Source organism: Pseudomonas sp. LB3P25, from assembly GCF_054897985.1.
Genome location: NZ_CM142711.1, coordinates 1,793,380 through 1,813,258, shown reverse-complemented (window position 1 = coordinate 1,813,258; position 19,879 = coordinate 1,793,380). Strand labels below are relative to the sequence as shown.

At 59.2% G+C, this 19,879-nt stretch carries 15 protein-coding genes and 1 riboswitch; of the genes, 2 read left to right on the top strand and 13 right to left on the bottom strand.

The window, feature by feature from the left end:
* Positions 1-122: 122 nt before the first annotated feature.
* The gene (ltaE, locus tag ACYZTW_RS07900) at positions 123-1,127 is read right to left on the bottom strand and encodes a low-specificity L-threonine aldolase (RefSeq protein WP_462004416.1); all 1,005 of its coding nucleotides are present in this window, start codon (positions 1,125-1,127) and stop codon (positions 123-125) included.
* Between the two features lie 195 nt (positions 1,128-1,322).
* Positions 1,323-1,493: riboswitch (FMN riboswitch) on the top strand.
* Between the two features lie 102 nt (positions 1,494-1,595).
* Between ltaE and ACYZTW_RS07895 the strand changes: the two genes are divergently transcribed.
* The gene (locus tag ACYZTW_RS07895) at positions 1,596-2,105 is read left to right on the top strand and encodes a 6,7-dimethyl-8-ribityllumazine synthase (RefSeq protein ID WP_462004415.1); all 510 of its coding nucleotides are present in this window, start codon (positions 1,596-1,598) and stop codon (positions 2,103-2,105) included.
* Between the two features lie 133 nt (positions 2,106-2,238).
* On the opposite strand, the gene astE is transcribed toward ACYZTW_RS07895, so the two are convergent.
* From astE to ACYZTW_RS07860, 7 genes are all read right to left on the bottom strand, one after another.
* Positions 2,239-3,249, bottom strand: a complete 1,011-nt coding sequence (gene astE / locus ACYZTW_RS07890; RefSeq protein WP_462004414.1) for a succinylglutamate desuccinylase — start codon at positions 3,247-3,249, stop codon at positions 2,239-2,241.
* Between the two features lie 12 nt (positions 3,250-3,261).
* A complete protein-coding gene (locus tag ACYZTW_RS07885) occupies positions 3,262-3,549 on the bottom strand; it encodes a topoisomerase II (RefSeq protein WP_140895507.1) in 288 nt (95 codons plus the stop codon).
* A 20-nt stretch (positions 3,550-3,569) separates the two neighbouring features.
* Positions 3,570-4,916 (bottom strand): N-succinylarginine dihydrolase, encoded by a 1,347-nt coding sequence (astB, locus tag ACYZTW_RS07880; RefSeq protein ID WP_033056736.1) that lies wholly within the window; start codon positions 4,914-4,916, stop codon positions 3,570-3,572.
* A gap of 142 nt (positions 4,917-5,058) precedes the next feature.
* On the bottom strand, positions 5,059-6,528 hold the full coding sequence (gene astD / locus ACYZTW_RS07875) for a succinylglutamate-semialdehyde dehydrogenase (protein ID WP_462005720.1): 1,470 nt from the start codon (positions 6,526-6,528) through the stop codon (positions 5,059-5,061).
* Entirely contained in the window at positions 6,525-7,550 is a 1,026-nt protein-coding gene (gene astA, locus ACYZTW_RS07870; RefSeq protein ID WP_462004413.1) for an arginine N-succinyltransferase, read from the bottom strand. The genes astD and astA overlap by 4 nt, the downstream gene beginning before the upstream one ends.
* 95 nt (positions 7,551-7,645) lie before the next feature.
* On the bottom strand, positions 7,646-8,665 hold the full coding sequence (aruF, locus tag ACYZTW_RS07865; RefSeq protein ID WP_008154316.1) for an arginine/ornithine succinyltransferase subunit alpha: 1,020 nt from the start codon (positions 8,663-8,665) through the stop codon (positions 7,646-7,648).
* Positions 8,666-8,893: 228 nt separating this feature from the next.
* Positions 8,894-10,114, bottom strand: a complete 1,221-nt coding sequence (locus ACYZTW_RS07860) for an aspartate aminotransferase family protein (protein ID WP_462004412.1) — start codon at positions 10,112-10,114, stop codon at positions 8,894-8,896.
* 286 nt (positions 10,115-10,400) lie between these two features.
* Between ACYZTW_RS07860 and ACYZTW_RS07855 the strand changes: the two genes are divergently transcribed.
* Positions 10,401-15,245: a dermonecrotic toxin domain-containing protein gene (locus tag ACYZTW_RS07855; RefSeq protein ID WP_462004411.1), complete on the top strand. Its 4,845-nt coding sequence runs from the start codon at positions 10,401-10,403 to the stop codon at positions 15,243-15,245.
* Between the two features lie 15 nt (positions 15,246-15,260).
* On the opposite strand, the gene argR is transcribed toward ACYZTW_RS07855, so the two are convergent.
* The 5 genes from argR to ACYZTW_RS07830 form a co-directional block, all read right to left on the bottom strand.
* Positions 15,261-16,241, bottom strand: coding sequence for a transcriptional regulator ArgR (gene argR, locus ACYZTW_RS07850; RefSeq protein ID WP_008154322.1), 981 nt, complete (start codon positions 16,239-16,241; stop codon positions 15,261-15,263).
* 294 nt (positions 16,242-16,535) lie between these two features.
* Positions 16,536-17,300 carry an ABC transporter ATP-binding protein gene (locus tag ACYZTW_RS07845; RefSeq protein WP_008154324.1) on the bottom strand — a complete coding sequence of 255 codons (765 nt, stop codon included), beginning with the start codon at positions 17,298-17,300 and terminating at the stop codon, positions 16,536-16,538.
* Between the two features lie 27 nt (positions 17,301-17,327).
* On the bottom strand, positions 17,328-18,452 hold the full coding sequence (locus tag ACYZTW_RS07840; RefSeq protein ID WP_462004410.1) for a M14 family metallopeptidase: 1,125 nt from the start codon (positions 18,450-18,452) through the stop codon (positions 17,328-17,330).
* Position 18,453: 1 nt separating this feature from the next.
* Positions 18,454-19,152 (bottom strand): ABC transporter permease, encoded by a 699-nt coding sequence (locus tag ACYZTW_RS07835; protein WP_462004409.1) that lies wholly within the window; start codon positions 19,150-19,152, stop codon positions 18,454-18,456.
* Positions 19,149-19,838 carry an ABC transporter permease gene (locus ACYZTW_RS07830; protein WP_008154330.1) on the bottom strand — a complete coding sequence of 230 codons (690 nt, stop codon included), beginning with the start codon at positions 19,836-19,838 and terminating at the stop codon, positions 19,149-19,151. Before ACYZTW_RS07830 ends, ACYZTW_RS07835 begins: the two co-directional genes overlap by 4 nt.
* Positions 19,839-19,879: the final 41 nt, after the last annotated feature.

Here is a 19,879-nt window from a genome sequence, read left to right as displayed (position 1 = left end):
CCAAAGGCCTGTTCGAAACGTCAACAGACGAAGCGACGGCAAAGGGCCGCATTATATCGGCCCTGCGCGCGGGGTACAGCGTGTTTATACGATAGAAACGGTCAATTGGACCGCTAACGCTATCAGTTACGAGAAAACTCGACGAATGTCGCGACGACCTGCTCGATTTGAGCACGGCTGACGTCCATGTGCGTGACCATGCGCAGGCGGCCCGCAGCGCTGAGTTTGATCCCGCGCTCGGCGGCAAACGCCTTGATGGCCTCAGCCTTGTCGCCCATCTGCACGTAAACCATGTTGGTCTGCACCGGCTCGACCTCATAACCCGCCGCTCGCAAGCCTTCGGCCAGCCACTGCGCATTGGCGTGGTCGTCAGCCAGACGCTGAACATTGTTATCCAGCGCATACAAACCCGCCGCCGCCAGAATCCCGGCCTGGCGCATGCCGCCGCCGACCATCTTGCGCAGACGCCGCGCCTTACCGATCAACTCGATCGAGCCGCACAGCACCGAACCGATCGGCGCGCCCAAGCCCTTGGACAGGCAGACCGAGACAGAATCGAAGTGCTGAGTAATTTCCCGGGCATCGACACCCAATTTGACCGCAGCGTTGTACAGCCGAGCGCCGTCCAGGTGCAGCTGCAGCCCCTGTTCACGGGTGAAGCTTCGAGCCCGCGCCAGATACTCCAGCGGCAAAACCTTGCCCTGCATGGTGTTTTCCAGCGCCAGCAAGCGGGTGCGGGCAAAGTGGAAGTCATCCGGTTTGATCGCGGCCGCGACGTGCGCCAAGTCCAGCGAGCCGTCGGCCTGTACTTCCAGGGGCTGCGGCTGGATCGAACCCAGCACCGCTGCACCGCCCCCTTCGTACTTATAAGTGTGAGCCTGCTGGCCGACGATGTATTCGTCACCACGCTCGCAATGGGCCATCAAGCCCAGCAGATTGCTCATAGTGCCCGTCGGGACAAACAGCGCCGCGGCAAAACCCAGCCGTTTTGCCAGCTCGGCTTCCAGACGATTGACCGTCGGATCTTCGCCGTAAACGTCATCGCCGGTGGCTGCTGTGGCCATCGCGTCGAGCATCCCTGCGGTCGGTTGAGTGACGGTGTCGCTGCGAAGATCAATAACGCTCATGAATCTGGCCTCGGTAAGCAGGGAAAATCCCTTTCAGTCAGGAATTACTGCGGTCATGCCGACGAATAATCAACCCTTGGGTAGGAAAAGGCTTCTTGAACCGACGAAAAAGTCGATAGCAATCATCAGATAGCAGCAATGCACAGGTGAGAAATATGTGTTAAAAACGCTTCGCCGCCAAACAATCTGGCGGCAAAACGTTCTCAGGGCGGGGTGCAACTCCCCACCGGCGGTAATTGCGCGCAATGCGCATAGCCCGCGAGCGCTTGGCGACAGGCACGGCAATGGCTGTGATGTTGGCAAGGTCAGCAGACCCGGTGTGATCCCGGGGCCGACGGTCATAGTCCGGATGAAGAGAGAACGGGATTGGCGCCAAAGGGCCGTCCGCAGGCATTCGTGCGAGCGTGCGTACCCTTAAATCCCATTCGATTCATATGCCCTGTTTTTTACATAAACAGGAGTCAGAACATGCAACCCACCGCAATCGATAGCAAAAGCAAAAACCATCAGGGCGAGCGCATTGCGTTCATCCAGGCCTGCTGGCACAAGGAAATCGTCGATCAGAGCCGTAAGGGCTTTGTGGCCGAAATGATTGCTCAGGGTTATCAGGAATCGGAGATCGATTTCTTCGAAGTCGGCGGCGCCTTTGAAATTCCGCTGCACGCCAAGCTGCTGGCCAAGTCCGGTCGTTATGCCGGCATCGTCGCGGCGGGCCTGGTGGTCGACGGCGGAATCTACCGCCACGAATTTGTCGCCCAGTCGGTGATCAGCGGCTTGATGCAGGTTCAGCTGGAAACCGAAGTGCCGGTGTTCTCCGTGGTTTTGACCCCGCACCACTTCCATTCGGGTGAAGAACATCAGAAGTTCTTCTTCGAGCACTTTGTGCATAAAGGCCAGGAAGCGGCAAAGACGTGCGCGGATACGCTGCACAAGACTCGCGCATTGCGTCGCAGCGAACAGCGCGCATTGGCCGTCTAAACACCAATAAAACCTGTGGGAGCGAGCCTGCTCGCGATGGCGGACTGTCAGTCGACGACCATGTTGACTGATACACCGCTATCGCGAGCAGGCTCGCTCCCACATGGGTTTTATGTCTGGCTTCAGATCCGGGTCAGGCCAGATTTTCGTCGGTAGTCGGCACAATCAGGATGCCGGCGCGCAGGCCGTTCTTGACCTTGGGGTTCGGGAAGATGATCCGGGCACCCTCCTCCTCAATGATCCACCGGGTCTGGGCGATGTCTTCGGCCAGCAGGTAACCCACTTCCAACTCCGAAAAGTTCTCGATGTCTGCTGGCAGGTTCAGGCGGAAGCTATCGCTGTGCTTGATGATTTCTCGCGCCACGCTAAACAGCTGCAAACCGTCCAGCGCCTCTTCGGTCTGGGTCGGCTCGTTGCCTTCGATAATCTGTTTGAGGCGGGTTTCCAGCAGATCGACGTTGACGCCGTCGTTCTGCCCGAATGGCCGTGCCTTGCCCAACTCAAGCGTGAAAGACTCGGCACCGAGCTTGTCGTAGGTGTAGGAGCTGAAGACGATGGACGGCTTGTTTTGCAGCAGCACGGCTTCCATACCGGCCGCGCGCAGGCGCGCCAGTTCCAGGCGTGAATGCTGACGACCTTCCTTCCAGGGATACAGTGCGAACTGCTCGATTTTCGAACCGCGAATGGCGGTGTGCAGGTCGTAGTGCAGACGGTTGCGATCGGGCAAGCTGAAGAAACTCGCTGCCAGCCGCTCCAGTTCACACGCGCGCAGGGCTTCGGAGCCACTGCTTTGTTCGTGACGGCCGTTGAACAGCCGGTTGACATCCTGCTCGATGAAACGCTCGCCTTTGCGAATCGCTTCCGGGTTGCCGAACAGGAACAGAATACGTGTGCGCGGTTTCAAGTCGCCGCGGGCGATGTCATGCAACAGGCGATCGAGCAACTCGATCGGCGCTGTTTCATTGCCGTGGATGCCGGCCGATAGCAGCAGGTCCAGGCCATTGTCGCGAGCTTCAGGTGGCCGGACTTCCAGCGCACCTTCGCTCAACCAGCGCATGCGCACGCCTTCGACAGTCAGTTGAGTCTTCTCCGCCGGTTCGCGGCCGGCGAGGGTCAGTTCAAGCAGTTTGCCGAGGGCGAGCATAGAGCGGTTTCCTTAATGGTCGTGCGCGCAATCCGGGCCGTGCACGTGGTCTTCGTCACCGACTTCAGCCGGCTCCATTTCCAGTTGCAGACTTACCAGATTAGTCGCCAATGGGCGCAGCAGCAGGTTTGCGAATTCAGCGTCACCTTCTTCGACGTCCACGCCGATCAGCAGTTGGCCGCGGCCGTCCTGCTGAATCCACAGCTCTTTGCCTTGCCACATGACCGCGACGCGGGTGCAGGACGTTTCCAGTTGCGTGCCGTCGGTGTCTTCAAGGATCAGCTGCAGGGTATCGCTCATGTTTTTTACGCTCTCGACGTTCAATTGATCTGGAATGGATAAACCGCGCCCAGTTTAAGGATTTGTGTCAGTTCATCCAGTGCCGTCCGGCACTCAAGCAGCAATTGCGGGTCCGCGAGATCGTTTTCGGTCATGCGGTCGCGGTAGTGCTTGTCGACCCATTCGGTCAGCGTGCCGTACAACGGTGCCGTCATGATAACCCCTGGGTTGACGGCCGCCAGTTCGGTTTCGTTGAGCGCGACGCGCAGTCGCAGGCAAGCCGGGCCGCCGCCGTTCTGCATGCTCTGCTTCAAGTCGAACACTTTCACTTCGCGGATCAGGCCACCGGAGCTGGTCAAGCCTTGCAGGTACTGCCAGACACGCTCATTGCCACGGCATTCTTCCGGCACGATCAACAGCATCGAGCCGTCAGGACGCGACAGCAGTTGGCTATTGAACAGGTAGGAACGAACGGCGTCTTCCACGGTGACCGCGGAACGCGGTACGCAGATTGACTGAAATTTCCCACCGACTTTGGCGAGTTTGCTCTGCAATTCAGCGAGCATCTGCTCGGTGTCGAGGAACGCGTCCTCGTGATAGAACAGCACCTCGCCATTACCCACCGCGATCACATCGTTGTGGAACACACCCTGATCGATCACCGAAGGGTTCTGCTGAGCGTAGACCACGCCGTCATCGCTCAAGCCGTGCAAGCGGGCAACCGCTTGGGAGGCTTCGAGGGTCTGGCGGGCCGGGTATTTCTGCGGTGCCGGGTAACGGGTGTCGAACGCGCTGCGACCGAACACGAAGAACTCGACGCCCGCTTCGCCGTATTCACGGCAGAAACGGGTGTGGTTGGCTGCGCCTTCGTCCCCGAACTGCGCTACGGCCGGCAAGGCGGCGTGGTGAGCGAAGTGCTTCTGATCAGCGAACATCGCCCCCAACACGCGACTGGTGGTCGGGTGTTCGATGCTGCGGTGATATTTGCAGTTCAGGTTGGCCGCGGTGAAATGCACACGACCATCCGCAGTGTCGGCACTCGGGCTGACGGTGGCGGCATTAGCCACCCACATGCTCGACGCCGAGCAGCTGGCCACCAGCAACGGCATCGCATCTTTAGCCGCCTGCTCGATCACCTGAGCGTCGGTGCCGCTGAAACCCAAACGACGCAGGGCTGCCACGTCCGGGCGTTCCTGTGGTGCCAGCACGCCCTGTTGAAAGCCCATTTCCATCAGCGATTTCATTTTCGCCAGGCCTTGCAGCGCGGCTTCCTTCGGGTTCGAAGACTGCTGGCTGTTGCTCTGGGACGCGACGTTGCCGTAGGACAAACCGCCGTAGTTATGGGTCGGCCCCACTAGACCGTCAAAATTGACTTCATAGGATTTCATCAGCGAGGCTCCACGAGAATCTGTTGTTATAGGCATCAGTAACTAACTGTTCAGTGCGACCGAGTCGCGGCCATCGCGAGCAGGCTCGCTCCCACAGAAATTATGCAAAACCTGTGGGAGCGAGCCTGCTCGCGAATGGGCGTTACGCCATTCGCACGCCGGGCGTCAGCGAGGCAGGCATCACCAGGCTCGGCGTTTCCAGCGAAGCAACCGGGTACGCGCAGTAATCTGCCGCGTAGTAGGCGCTGGCGCGGTGGTTGCCCGAGGCGCCGACACCGCCGAATGGCGCGCTGCTTGCAGCACCGGTCAGCTGCTTGTTCCAGTTGACGATGCCCGCACGGCTTTCCAGCCAGAATTGCTGATAACGTGCTTCGGAATCCGACAGCAGACCGGCCGCCAGGCCATAGTCGGTGTCGTTGGCTTCAGCGATCGCCGCCTCAAAATCAGCGTAGCGGATCACTTGCAGCAGCGGGCCGAACAGCTCTTCGTCAGGGCGATCAGCCACTGCCGTTACATCCAGAATGCCTGGGGTCAGCAAGGCGGCTTGAGCTTGAGGTTGAGTCATTTCCAGCAATGCTACTGCGCCGTTACCCAGCAGATGTTCCTGTGCTTCCATCAGTGCTTTCGCAGCGCCGAGGGAAATCACCGACCCCATGAACGGTGCCGGTTGCTGATCAAACGCGCCGACTTCAATCGTACGGCTGACCGCCACCAGACGCGCCAGCAGTGTGTCGCCCCAAGCGCCCTGCGGCACCAGCAAGCGGCGGGCACAGGTGCAACGCTGACCGGCAGAAATGAACGCCGACTGGATGATGGTGTAAACGGCAGCGTCGAGGTCCGCGACCTGATCAACGACCAGCGGGTTGTTGCCGCCCATTTCCAGTGCGAGGATCTTGTCCGGACGACCGGCAAACTGTTGATGCAGGTGATTGCCGGTGCGACTGGAGCCGGTGAAGAACAAACCGTCGATGCCCGGGTTCGCCGCCAGGGCGATACCGGTCTCGCGAGCGCCTTGCAGCAGGTTCAACACGCCTGCCGGCAGACCGGCTTCAATCCAGCACTTGACCGTCAGCTCGGCGACTTTCGGCGTCAGTTCGCTGGGTTTGAACAGCACACTGTTACCGGCCAGCAGCGCCGGCACGATGTGGCCGTTCGGCAAATGGCCAGGGAAGTTGTAAGGCCCGAACACCGCGACCACACCGTGTGGCTTGTGGCGTAGCACGGCGGTGGCGTCGCCCAGTGGGCCGCTCTTCTCGCCGGTACGTTCGCGGTAGCTCTGCACCGAGATCGCTATCTTGTTGACCATGCTGGTGACTTCGGTCGCCGCTTCCCACAAGGGTTTGCCAGTCTCCTCACCGATGGTGCGAGCCAGTTCGTCAGCGTTGTTCTTCAGCGCGGCGGCAAAGGCTTCCAGCACTGTGATGCGTTCTTCCAGAGTACGTCGGGCCCAGCCCGGGAATGCCTGGCGTGCTGCTTGCACGGCCGATTCAACCTGAGCGGTGGTAGCGCCCTCGCCCGTCCACAATACTTGCTGAGTGACCGGGTTCAGCGATTGAAAGGCTTCACCCTGACCGGCCAGCCATTCACCTGCGATGTAAAGCGAATTCATTATTTCGACTCCCTGGCAGCGGACAACGGAACGGCGCGCACTTGATCGCCGGCGTTGAGTTGAAGACGTTTGGCGGTCAGCGGATCGACCACCAGCGTGCCGGCGGCGAAACGTGCAGGAGCAGCAGTGATCCGGCAGTCTTCGCGCTTGCGGTTATGAATCAGGAACGGTGTGGCGTCGTCACCCGGCGTGCCGATGGCCAGCACCAGCGCCTGGCTGTCGCGCACTGCGCGGATCTTGCCAGTTTCGCACTCCACCGCAGGACCGGCGTCGAAGATGTCGACGTAGCCTTGATAGCTGAAGCCTTCGCTCTTGAGCATGGCCAAGGCCGGCTCGGTGTCTGGATGAACCTGGCCGATCACGTTGCGCGCATCCGGCGACAGGAAGCAGGTGTACAACGGGAATTTCGGCATCAGTTCGGCGATGAACGCCTTGTTGCCCACACCGGTCAGGTAATCGGCCTGGCTGAATTCCATCTTGAAGAAATGTCGGCCCAGGCTTTCCCAGAACGGCGAACGCCCGGCTTCGTCGGACATGCCGCGCATCTCGGCGATGATCTTGTTGCCGAACAGCTGCGGGAACTCGGCGATGAACAGCATCCGCGCCTTGGCCAGCATGCGACCGTTGAGGCCACTGCGGTAGTCGGCGTGCAGGAACAGCGAGCACAGCTCGGAATTGCCGGTCAGGTCGTTGGCCAGGAACAGCGTCGGGATTTCGCGGTAGATGTTCAGCTCTTGCGAAGCGCTGACCGTCAGGCCAACCCGGAAGTTGTACCAAGGCTCACGCAGACCGACGGCGCCGGCGATGGCAGAAATACCCACCACGCGGCCGTCATCGTCTTCGAGCACGAACAGGTAGTCCGCATCGCCCCGCCCGGCTTCGCCGCGGAAGGTCTTCTCGGCCCAGCCGACCCGATGGGCCAAACGCTCTTCGTTGGCCGGCAAGGTGGTCAGGCCGGTGCCGGTGCTGCGGGCCAGGTCGATCAGAGCGGGTAAATCGCTGCTGCGTACGGGACGAACGATCATGCTATCTCCTCAAACGGGCCGCTTGCGCCACCCGTGAAACTCGCTGCTTTTCAGGCATTCTTTCCAAGCATTCTTTCCAGGCTTAGCAGCAGGCGCTAAACCGCCACCAGGCGCACGCTGGCACCTTCACCAACACCCAGCGCTTCGGCCGCTTCAAGATCCAGGGTCACGGGTTTGCCCGGCGCATAATCGAGCTCAAGCAACACGGCGCGGTAATCCTGCAACTGGGCGTTGGCCACCAGGTACTGACGACCGGCGCCTTTGACCGGCTCGCCGATTTTCACCGGGACTACTCGGCTCTGGGCGATCGAACGGATCCCCGAGACACGGGCGTGCAGGGTCGGGCCGCCATCGAAAATGTCGATGTAGTGATCGGTCTCGAAGCCTTCGCGCATCAGGATGTCGAAGGTGATCTGCGCCCGTGGGTGCACCTGGCCCATCGCCTCTTGAGCGGAGTCCGGCAGCAGCGGCACATAGATCGGGTAATGCGGCATCAGCTCGGCCAGGAACGTCCGGCTCTTCAGACCGCACAGACGCTCGGCAGCGGCGTAGTTGAGGTCGAAGAAATTACGACCGATGGCATCCCAGAACGGCGAATCACCATTTTCATCGCTATAACCGACGATCTCGGTCACCACCGAATCGGCAAAACGCTCCGGATGGCTGGCCACGAACAGCAAGCGGCCACGGGAGTTGAGTTCCGACCAGGCCGAACCCACCAGCTCCGGCAGCACGTAGAAACTGGTCAGCAAGCTGTTGCCGGTCAGGTCGTGGCACTGGGAGAGCACGTGGATCTTGTTATGAATCTTCAGCTCGCGGGAGGCGTGCACAAAGGTTTCATTACGGAAGCTGTAGAACGGCTCGGAATAACCGGCCGACGCAACGATGGCCGAGCACCCCACCAGTTTGCCGGTGGCGGTGTCTTCGAGGACGAAGAAATAGCTCTCTTCACCGTTGAAGCTGACTTCGGCGGCGAACGAGGCTTCGCTTGCTGCGATCTTGTCGCTCAAGCGTTCAACGTCATCCGGCAAGGAAGTGACACCAATCGGGCTGTCCGCAGCCAGACGCTGTACCTCGCCCAGATCAGCCATTTGCGCGGGGCGCATCACCAGCATGGTGTCACTCCTTAATCTCAGAACTTACAGAAGAAAAAATCCCGGGCCATCCCTGAAACAACTCAGAGTCAACTGTGGGAGCTAGCCTGCTAGCGATATCGTCCTGTCAGGCAACAATGATGTTGGCTATCAGGCCCTCATCGCTAGCAGGCTAGCTCCCACACTTTTGATCCAGCCCGAAACAAAAATTTGGATCGACACCTGAAATATCAGGCGCCGAAGGGTCTATCAGGCTTGCGTCAACTTCGCCACGGCGCGTTCGAAGCGATCCAGGCCCTGATCGATATCCGCGTCTTCAACCACCAGGCTTGGCGCGAAACGAACCACGTCGGGGCCGGCTTGCAGAATCATCAGGCCTTCTTTTTCAGCGGCGTTGAAGATGTCCTTGGCCTTGCCTTTCCAGGCATCGTTCAGCACGCAACCGATCAACAGGCCCATACCACGGACCTGGGTGAACAGGCCGTACTTCTTGCCGATCTGTTCCAGGCGGGCCTTGAACTTGTCGTGCTTGGCGTTGACGCCGGCCAGTACTTCAGGGGTATTGACGACGTCGATCACGGCTTCAGCGACAGCGCACGCCAGCGGGTTGCCGCCATACGTGGTGCCGTGAGTGCCGACGACCAAGTGTTTGGCCAGGTCTTCGGTGGTCAGCATCGCGGCGATCGGGAAACCACCGCCCAGGCTCTTGGCGCTGGTCAGGATGTCCGGGATCACGCCGTAATGCTGGTAGGCGAACAGCTTGCCGCTGCGGCCCATACCGGTTTGCACTTCGTCGAAAATCAGCAGCGCGTTGTGCGCGGTGCACAGTTCACGGGCGCCTTGCAGGTATTCGAGTTCGGCCGGGATCACGCCGCTCTCGCCCTGGATCGGTTCCAGAACCACAGCGCAAGTCTTGTCGGAAATGGCGGCTTTCAGCGCGGCCAGATCGTTGTACGGCACGTGGGTAATACCGGTGATCTTCGGACCGAAGCCATCGGAATACTTCGACTGACCACCGACGTTCACGGTAAACAGAGTACGACCGTGGAAGCTGTTCAGCGCGGCAATGATTTCGTACTTCTCGCTGCCGAAACGATCGAAACCGACACGACGGGCCAGCTTGAAGGCGGCCTCGTTGGCTTCGGCGCCGGAGTTGCAGAAGAACGCGCGCTCGGCAAACGTAGCGTCGATCAGCTTATGGGCCAGGCGCAGGGCCGGCTCATTGGTGAAGACGTTGGACACGTGCCACAGCTTGTTCGCCTGCTCGGTCAAGGCACTGACCAGCGCCGGGTGCGCATGGCCCAATACGTTAACGGCGATCCCGCCGGCGAAGTCGATCAGCTCGCGGCCAGACTGGTCCCAAACGCGGGAACCGGCGCCACGCACAGGGATGAAAGCGGCAGGCGCGTAGTTGGGAACCATTACCTGGTCGAAATCGGCGCGTTGTACCGCAGCGTGCTCAACGGACATCGGAGTCTCCTGATGAGGAACACTCGCCTGAAACTGGCGAGCGATGGGGGGATTGTAAGGACAGTTTTCAGCCCGGCCTTGCCGCCAAGCGACAACTTCTTATAGCGCAAACCCCGGTTTCAGCCGGGTTTACGGCAATGCGACATATAGCGTCGCAAAGGCGCAGTTTAAACTGCCGGCACAGGTTATAGGCAGGGTTGTCGAATGGTGCGGTAAATATGTACCGCACGGAGCAGGTCATCGTCTGTTTTGCTGGCGCCTCATCCAAACGCTAAAGGACTGGCGCATGAATCAACACGAATACGAGCCTGCCGCTCATCCAGACACTCACTACCAACACCTTTGCAGCATCCTCGCCTCCTGGGTATTACAAGCGTCGTCCGATACACGCAGCGCCCTGAAGAATGCTCGCTTGCAAGCGCCGCACGGGCTTGTCACAGCAACCCGCCTGCAAGACCAGATGCTGAAAAACTCAAGCCAGGAATACTGGACTCATCGAAATCGCCTGGAATCGATGCTGGCAAATCTGCAAAACGCCCGGGACTTTGCCGAACCACTTCTGAGCGCCGCCTTGAAAAAGCGGTTCGGCCTGGAGCTGGACGTCAAGACCACCTTCTTGCGCCTCTATATTCCTCAGACTATCCCCTGGCTTTCGATCAAGTCCGGTGCCGCTCGAACCTGGACGGTGTCGTTGCTCGATGCGGCCCTGCACAACTTTCACGAATCGGAGACACAAGCGCACGCCTATGAGTCCGCCTCGACCTTTATCACCGAGCCTTCGCCCACGGGGCAGTTCGATACGCTGCCGAAGGTAAAGCAAAAAATCACTGTCCCAGGGTTCGCCCGACTGTGTCGGGAACTGGACATTGGTGGCCAATACAGCGCTTACCTCAAAGACAATCTGGGGCTGACCAACCCCGTGGCGGGAGCAGTTTTGAAGTCAAAGGTCAAAAACGCGCATAAAGCCGCCCTCATGTCTGCCCTGCAACTGGGTCACGTCCGAGGCGATCTACAGGGCGACGCCCATCACTCGATCCGAGGCCTCCTGGAAAAACGCCCGGGCACAAAGCTGGACGGCGAACTGCTGCACTGCCACGACCTGACAATGATGTCTTCTGCACTGACAGGCATTGTCATTTTCGCCCCCAACCTTGAGCGCACGCGCAAGGCAACACGGATCATTGCTTACATTCCTGATGACCCGGAGCATCCACTCAAGCAATACCCCGACACTCTGGCGTTCATGACCGAGCTGACCCGCAAGCTGCGCTCGCCCGCTTATCAGAAGTTCTTCAGTCGATTCGTCGATCATCAAGAAAGAGGCTATTTTTTTGCCGATCTCAATCGCCGCTTGAGTACCGTGACCTGGCATCAGCACCGAACGGGCGACCCGCTGCCCAGCTGGCGCGAAACACCGATCGACAAGCCCAACCTGCAATTCTCGCTGACACGGATCAAAACGGATCTGTGGAGCCACCAGTATCAGCGACAACTGAACAAGATCCTCAATGACGCGAACACTGTAGCGGTCTCCACGGCACGGGCCGACCGGAACGCACGATGGGCACTCTGGGACGCCTTCAGCAAAGTGGCCTCGAGCATCCTTGAAGCTGCGGCGTTTGTAGCCCTGCCATTCGTGCCCTTCCTGGGTGAACTGACGCTGGCCTACATGGCCTACCAGCTACTCGACGAAACCTTCGAAGGCATCGTGGACTGGGCCGAAGATCTGAAAACAGAAGCATTCGGGCACCTCATGGGCGTTGTCGAATCGGTTGTTCAACTAGGGACATTGGCGGTGGGTGGCACCATCGTTGTCGGGGAGCTCAAGCCTCTGCTGTCCAGCGACACACTGGCGTTTTTCGAAAAGCTCACCCCTGTCACAGTGGCAAATGGCAACACCCGTTACTGGAAACCGGACCTGACTCCCTACGAACACTCCGCAGAGTTACCGGCAGCGGCCAAACCCGATCACCTCGGCCTGTATCAGCACCAGGGCAAAACCCTGTTACCGATTGAAGACAATCTCTATGCCGTGGAACGGAATAACGAAACGGGTCAATACCAGATTCAGCATCCCGATCGAGTTGATGCTTATCGGCCCTCTCTGCTGCACAACGATCACGGCGCCTGGCAGACCGCTCTTGAACAACCGATGACCTGGGACCGGGAAACCGTCATGCGCCGAATCGGCCATAGCGTCGAATCACTCTCCAGCGCCGAACGCGAGCAGGTCCTGCAAATCAGCGGCTACCACGACAACGTGTTGCGCGAAATGCACGTCGACAACCTGCCCCCACCGTCATTGCTGACGGACACGATCAAGCGCTTCAAAATCGATCGGGACATCCAGACCTTTATCGAGCAGATCGGCAGCGACAACCCTGATCAATATCTGCAGGCCGATCCGGCCATGCAACTTGAACTGCTGACCCGATACGGCTCATGGCCCATCGAGACTCCCGTCCCCGAGCTGAAAACCCAAACGCAAACACTCAGAAAACAGACAGCGGATACCGCTGTGAACTATCGCAAATCGCTGTTCGAATCCTGTTACCGCGAACTTGAAAAAACCAACGATCCGTCAGTGCAAAGGCTGATCGACGAGGTGCAGGGATTACCGACCGATGTCGCACAAGAACTGACAAGCAATACAACAGGCACCGAACTTCGGCAATTGCATGGCGGCCGTGTGCCCCAGCGTCTCAAGGACGTGGCCCTCAAAGCCATGGAAGCTGTGCGCGCCTCCCGAGCGCATGAAGGACTTTATCGACCATCACTGGAAACCACGGACACCCATCAACTGGTCTTGCACAGCCTCGACGCCCTGCCGGGATGGCCCGCCAATCTACGCATCGAGGTGAGGGATTATTCCCAAGAAGGCTCTGTGCGCGACAGCATCGGCCCGATCGACGCGTCGATTCGCAGAACCCTGGTTCGCGCTGAAGACTTCTCTTACCAGGTCTACGACGACAGCGGGCCACTGCCCCCCACCGGCGACTTTTATGACGCCGTTCTGCAAGCTTTGCCGCAAACTAACCGCGATGCATTGGGCATTTCTGTCGAAAAGGGGCAGGTATTTAAACAACGCATCGCAGAACACGCACTGGACCAACCGAAGTTACGCTCAGTGTTCGCAAAAAATCCCCATCGAAAACCGTTCTACGATCCGACGACCATGCGCTTGCCCGGCGGCTCAGAGGGTTACAAGCGCAGACACTCCCCGACGCCGACCCTCAACGACCGGGTTCGCGAGGTTTACCCCAGCCTTTCCGAGGAGGAACTCCAGTCTGTTGTTCTCCAGTTACAAACGCATCCCGATGGCGCTCGCATGGAGCTCTCACGTCTGTCCAGCGAGCTCTCGCGACTGCATCAGGAACTGAACACCTGGATAAACGACTCGCCCACTGTTCACCCGCAAACCAGAGCCCCCCTGAACGAATTGGAACGACAGGCCGCTCGACACAATCGCAGGCTGCTGGCCCAGGAAATCCAGCGCAGCTGGCGCCGACAATCAGAGCGGGACTTCGATGCCCCGGACGACACGCCGCGTTATGCACTCAGATTTGCCGAGCCGATCCTTGGCGATCTACCGACGCTGACGGTCGATTTCCCCCATGTGTCATTGCTGTCCCTGGAAGGCAGTCATGCTGTGCAGGGTGTTCCTGAATTTCTGCAGCGCTTCAATGGCCTGCGCCGCCTCGATTTAAAACGCTTTTCCCTGACCACTCTCCCCGAGACCATTCCTCGAATGGCGAACCTCGATGCGCTGGTGTTGAGCGATTGTGGTATCAGGTTAGATGCAGTCAGCTGGTCGAAACTGTCTTCACTCAACAAACTGGTCATGCTGGATCTGTACAAGAATCCGCTCACGCTAAAGCCCAGCATCGAGTCGATGCCTGAACTCGTACACCTGGACCTGAGCCATACCGGCCTGACCGAAATCCCCCCCAGCGTAATGACCCACTCCAAGCTTGATACCGCCAAACTGCTGGGCAACAAAATCAGTGAATTGCCTCCGGAGGTATTCGACAGTCCGGTGTACGACAAGCGCGGCATGCACCTGACGCACAATCCCCTCTCCGACAGGGCACGACAACTGATCAAGCACCATCACTTCGACACCTCCTATGATTTGGGTGTTTATGCTCCCGAGACGGACATCAATCGAGTCATGGCGCTGTACCCGAATCTGGAAGTCGAGCAGGCGAGCGAATTTGTGTACGAATTGCCTGGCACTTTGGAGGATGGGCGAGCGGAGCTGACGCGCCTCGAAGCAGAACTGAACCAGCTCAGAGATGATTTGACTGCCTGGACAACCGACCTGCCGGCCTTACATCCCCTGAGCGGTGAACCCTTTGATGCGCAACAACAACTTCTCGAGCACGCCAGTCGCGACGAGTTCAAGCAAATGTTGCAGAGGTGCTGGCAGCACGAAACTGAACTGGACGACTTCAATGAGGCACTTCAACCCACTCATGAACTCGTCATCAGGACCATCATCAACGGAGAACTGCCAACACTCCGTGCAGACTTCAGTCACGTGACTTCGCTGGAGGTACACGGTGCCGAAGGTGTTACGCGGACAGGAGGTTTTCTGGAGGCCTTTCCAAAGCTGAAAAACCTTGTTCTTCGCGACTGCAACCTGGATGGCATTCCCGAGGCTGTGTTCAAGATGGGTGAGCTGAGGTCCTTGTCGCTCCCTCGTTGCCGGATAAGCCTGTCACTTGAGTCAGCAACAGCCTTGGCGGGAATGGATAACCTCGACTACCTCGATCTGGGGGTCAATCCTTTGGGGCAAACGCTTGATTTGCGCCAGATGCCGAAGCTGGCGACGGTCCTGCTCAACGACACCGGCATCACCGAAGTACCACCCGGCATGTTTCAACTGACCGAACTGGATTGGGCCGACCTGAGCGCCAATGCGATCAGCGAAATCCCCATCGACGTGCAAGAGCTGCCTGTGGAGGTCGCCGAAAGCATCAGTTTCAGGGGTAATCCGCTTTCCGAGGAGAGCCTGCTACGACTGATCGCCTACTTCGAGCGCACGGGTGTGGATTTCGGCGTGGAGGAGGTTATCAATCGCGGCGAAATGGAAGTGTCGTCCTCTGACGGATCCGAGATCGACGAGTAAGCAGGAGGCCACTTGTCACCCGCGCTCGGATGGCACCGACGACAACTCAAACGGGCTGCTGCTGCGCCGCTGGTTGCGATCTTCCCGCGGCGTGGCACCGAAAAAGTTGCGGTAAGCGCTAGAGAAGTGCGGCCCCGAGGAGAAGCCACACGACAGGCCGATCTGGATGATCGACTTGCTGGTTTGCATCAACATCTGCCGGGCCTTGTTCAGGCGCAGTTCCAGGTAGTACTGGCTCGGCACGCGGTTGAGGTATTGCTTGAAGATCCGCTCCAGCTGCCGACGGGACACGCACACATGCTGGGCGATTTCGTCAGTGGTCAGCGGCTCTTCGATGTTGGCCTCCATCAGCAACACGGCTTGCGTGAGCTTTGGATGACTGGAACCGAGACGGTTTTGCAGCGGAATGCGTTGGCGCTCGCCGCCTTCGCGGATGCGCTCCACCACCAATTCTTCCGACACCGCACCGGCCAGTTCTGCGCCGTGATCACGAGCCAGCACGGCCAGCAGCAAATCGAGTACCGACATGCCGCCGCACGCGGTCAGACGATCGCGATCCCAGTCGAACAGATGACTGGTGGCGATGACTTTCGGGAAACGTTCGGTGAAGTCGTCCTGCCAGCGCCAATGCACGGCAGCGCGATAACCGTCGAGTAAACCCAATTGCGCCAACGGGTAAACACCGGCCGACAAACCGCCGATAACGCAGCCTGCACGCACCAGTTGTTTCAGCGCGCTGCTGAGCGCGGGCGCGAGGGTGGTCGGCGGCTCATCGGCGAGCAGGAACAGTTTCTGAAAGTTTTCGAGCTTGCCGGCCCACGGTTCACCCGGCAATTGCCAGGCGCCTTCGGTCGGCGGTTCGGCCTGCAAAAACGACAGTTCGTAAACAACGTCCGGATGCACACGCTGGGCAACACGCAAGGCCTCCTCAGCCAGCGCAAGCGTCAGTGCTTTAGTGCTGGGCCAAATCAGGAAACCAATTCGATGGGCAGTCATGGCGGGCAATCCGAAACGAAAACAGTGATGAAGGCATGGGCCAATGCTAGCCCGGAAATGAACGCATATCTGAAAACCAACAGAGATCAAATGTGGGAGCTGGCTTGCCGCCCCCCTGTAGGAGCTGTCGAGTGAAACGAGGCTGCGATCTTTTGATTTGCAAAATCAAGATCAAAAGATCGCAGCCTTCGGCAGCTCCTACCAAGGGGCCGACAAGCCAGCTCCCACAGGGGATCGGAGCCAGCCTCTAAATTGCGAAGCATGCACTATCCCGGTGCACAACGGCAGCCCTGATTACTTCAGGCTGCCCGAGAGGAATTGTTGCAGACGTTCGGACTGTGGATTGACCAGCACCTCACGCGGGTTGCCGCTTTCTTCGACGACACCTTTGTGCAGGAACACCAGCTGGTTCGACACTTCACGGGCGAAGCCCATTTCGTGCGTCACCACCACCATGGTCCGGCCTTCCAGCGCCAGGGCCTGCATGACTTTCAGCACGTCGCCAACCAGTTCCGGGTCGAGCGCCGATGTCGGTTCGTCGAACAGCATTACCTCAGGTTCCATCGCCAACGCACGGGCAATCGCTACGCGCTGCTGCTCACCGCCGGACATGTGACCCGGGTAAGCATCTTTACGATGGGCCACACCGACCTTGTTCAGGTAGTGCTCGGCTTTTTCACGGGCTTCAGCCTTGGACATGCCGAGCACATGGACCGGCGCTTCCATGATGTTTTCCAGCGCGGTCATGTGCGACCACAGGTTGAAATGCTGGAACACCATCGACAGGCGCGAACGCATGCGTTGCAGCTGTTTCGGGTCGGCCGCCTTCAGCGCGCCGTCCTTGTTGGCGACCAGTTTCAGCTCTTCGTTGTTGAGCAGAATCTTGCCCGCGTGCGGCTGCTCCAGCAGGTTGATGCAGCGCAGGAAAGTACTTTTGCCGGAGCCACTGGAGCCGATGATGCTGATCACATCACCAGCCGCCGCTTTCAGGGACACGCCCTTGAGCACTTCGTGACTGCCATAGCGTTTATGCAGGTCTTGGACTTCAAGTTTGTACATGCGGTCGGTTCTCACAAAAACAGTCAGTCAGTCGTTGAGCAAGCGCCCGTGACGCAGCGCTTCGCGCCCCGCCACCTTGGCCAGCCAGAAACCGGGTTGGGCATAACGCAGCCGTTCAATGGCAAACAGCACCCCGGACGTACCAGCACACACCGTGCTGACCCGATCCGATAACGGATCGATCACTTCGAAAATCTCATCGCCGGCTTCAATCCATTCACCGGGTTTACGCAAGAAACTGATCACGCCAGGGTGTGGCGCGAACAGCAATTCAGTGCCTTCGAACGGCATGCCTTCGCAAGCGTCTTGCGCAGGTTTTGGCCATTCGCCGCTGATCAAACCTTGCTCGGCGAGGAACGCCAGAATGCCTTCGGCGTAAGCGCAGGCTTCAGCGCGACCGGTATCGGCCTGACCACCTAATTCAATGGTAGTCGCCAGGCAGGCCAGGGGAATCTGCGCATCAGGAAACAGACGCGACAGACGCAACCATGGCAGCGAGCACGCTTCGTCGAAGGAGCTGCCACCGGAATCTTCCGCCAGCAGACCCACCTTCACGTTCAGGTGCGCGGCCAACGAACGCCATTGCGGCCAGTGTTGCGGCAAGGCGTACATGTGCAGCGCCGCTTCGGCATCGCAATGCAGATCCAGCACCACGTCGGCGGTGCAGGCATGACTGAGCAAGATGCGCTGCATGCCTTGCAACTGACTGGCGGCGGGCGGCAATGCGGCGAGCACATCGCTCATGGTCTGACGGATCAGCTGAATATTGGCGTGCGGATCATCACCCAGGTGCCCTTCCAGCTCAGCGGCCACTGGCGCGCTCAGCTCGACGAAATCCCGGTTGAAGTTCTTGCCGCTGCCCGCCTCAAAACGCCCTTGATGATTGCCTTGAAGCAGTTGACCGAGGCCCAGTGGATTGGCCACCGGCACCAGTTCGATCACACCGTTGAGCAAGCCTTGGGCTTCGAGTTCGGTCAGGCGCTTTTTCAGCTCCCAGGCCGTGCGCATCCCCGGCAGTTCATCGGCGTGCAGGCTGGCCTGGATGTAGGCCTTGCGCCCGCCACTGCGCTCCCTATTACCGAAACAGAACACCGAAATCTGGCGTTCGCAGCCCAAGTGGCTCCACGGCAATGAATGATCGATGCGTTCCATATCAGTGCTTCCGCGGGGCCAGATAGCCCAGCCAGCGGCGCTCGGCCTGTTTGAACATCCGCACCAGAATGAAGGTCAGGCACAGGTAGAACACGCCGGCGGTGATGTAGGCTTCGAACGGCAGGTAGAACTGTGCGTTGACCGTGCGCGCGGCACCGGTGATGTCGATCAGGGTCACGATGGACGCCAGACTGGTGGTCTGCAGCATCATGATCACTTCGTTGCTGTACTGCGGCAGCGCCCGGCGCAGGGCCGACGGCAGCAGGATGCGCTTGTACAATTTGTAGCGCGACATGCCCATCGCCTTGGCGGCTTCGATCTCACCATTGGGCGTGGCCCGCAGGCTGCCGGCGATGATTTCAGCGGTGTAGGCGCTGGTGTTGATCGCGAAGGCCAGGCACGCACAGAACGTGGCACTGGACAGCCACGGCCAGAGGAAGCTCTCACGCACGGCTTCGAACTGCGCCAGACCGTAGTAGATCAAGAACAGCTGCACCAGCATCGGCGTGCCGCGGATCACGTAGGTGTAGAGCCAGGCGCTCATGTTGACGGCCGCGTTTTTCGAGACGCGCATCAAGCCCAGCGGCAACGCGCACAGCAGGCCGAAGAACAGCGACAGCGCGAGCAATTTCAGGGTGGTCACCAGGCCGCCGAAGTACAGCGGCAAGGCCTCCCAAATGACGTTGTAGTCGAAGATCATAGATCAGCCGCCCTTACGCCTACCGAGTAGCGCTTCTCAAGGTGACGCAATGCCAACAACGAGACGCTGGTGATCACCAGGTACATCGCCGCCACTGCGAGGAAGAAGGTGAAAGGCTCGCGGGTAGCATCTGCCGCCTGCTTGGCCTTGAACATCATGTCTTGCAGACCCACCACCGAAATCAGCGCGGTGGCCTTGGTCAATACCAGCCAGTTGTTGGTGAAACCCGGAATCGCCAGGCGAATCATCTGCGGCACCAACACCCGGAAGAACACCTGAAAACTGCTCATGCCGTACGCCATGCCAGCTTCTGCCTGACCCTTCGGGATTGCCATGAAGGCGCCACGGAAGGTTTCCGACAGGTACGCACCGAAGATGAAGCCCAGGGTGCCGATACCGGCGGCCAATGGATTCAGGTCGATGTAATCGTCAAAACCGAGCATCGGCGCGACGCGGTTGAGCAGGTCCTGACCACCGTAGAAAATCAGCAGGATCAGCACCAGGTCGGGAATCCCGCGGATCACCGTGGAATACAGGTCGCCCAGCCAGGCCAGCCAGCGAATCGGGGAAAGACGCAGCGCAACGCCGATCAGACCCAGAACAATGGCCAAGACCATGGACGACAAGGCGAGCTGAAGCGTCAGCCATGCGCCATCGAGGATGACAGCCCCGTAGCCTTTCAACATGATTCAGGTCCTCGAAAAGGGGGATGAAAAAATGGCGCAAA

Coding starts and splice junctions, on each gene's coding strand:
- ACYZTW_RS07845 (WP_008154324.1), bottom strand. CDS start 17,300: ATGTACAAACTTGAAGTCCAAGACCTGCATAAACGCTATGGCAGTCAC.
- ACYZTW_RS07860 (WP_462004412.1), bottom strand. CDS start 10,114: ATGTCCGTTGAGCACGCTGCGGTACAACGCGCCGATTTCGACCAGGTA.
- ACYZTW_RS07855 (WP_462004411.1), top strand. CDS start 10,401: ATGAATCAACACGAATACGAGCCTGCCGCTCATCCAGACACTCACTAC.
- astA (WP_462004413.1), bottom strand. CDS start 7,550: ATGATCGTTCGTCCCGTACGCAGCAGCGATTTACCCGCTCTGATCGAC.
- astB (WP_033056736.1), bottom strand. CDS start 4,916: ATGAAATCCTATGAAGTCAATTTTGACGGTCTAGTGGGGCCGACCCAT.
- ACYZTW_RS07835 (WP_462004409.1), bottom strand. CDS start 19,152: ATGATCTTCGACTACAACGTCATTTGGGAGGCCTTGCCGCTGTACTTC.
- ACYZTW_RS07885 (WP_140895507.1), bottom strand. CDS start 3,549: ATGAGCGATACCCTGCAGCTGATCCTTGAAGACACCGACGGCACGCAA.
- aruF (WP_008154316.1), bottom strand. CDS start 8,665: ATGCTGGTGATGCGCCCCGCGCAAATGGCTGATCTGGGCGAGGTACAG.
- ltaE (WP_462004416.1), bottom strand. CDS start 1,127: ATGAGCGTTATTGATCTTCGCAGCGACACCGTCACTCAACCGACCGCA.
- ACYZTW_RS07830 (WP_008154330.1), bottom strand. CDS start 19,838: ATGTTGAAAGGCTACGGGGCTGTCATCCTCGATGGCGCATGGCTGACG.
- ACYZTW_RS07895 (WP_462004415.1), top strand. CDS start 1,596: ATGCAACCCACCGCAATCGATAGCAAAAGCAAAAACCATCAGGGCGAG.
- astE (WP_462004414.1), bottom strand. CDS start 3,249: ATGCTCGCCCTCGGCAAACTGCTTGAACTGACCCTCGCCGGCCGCGAA.
- argR (WP_008154322.1), bottom strand. CDS start 16,241: ATGACTGCCCATCGAATTGGTTTCCTGATTTGGCCCAGCACTAAAGCA.
- ACYZTW_RS07840 (WP_462004410.1), bottom strand. CDS start 18,452: ATGGAACGCATCGATCATTCATTGCCGTGGAGCCACTTGGGCTGCGAA.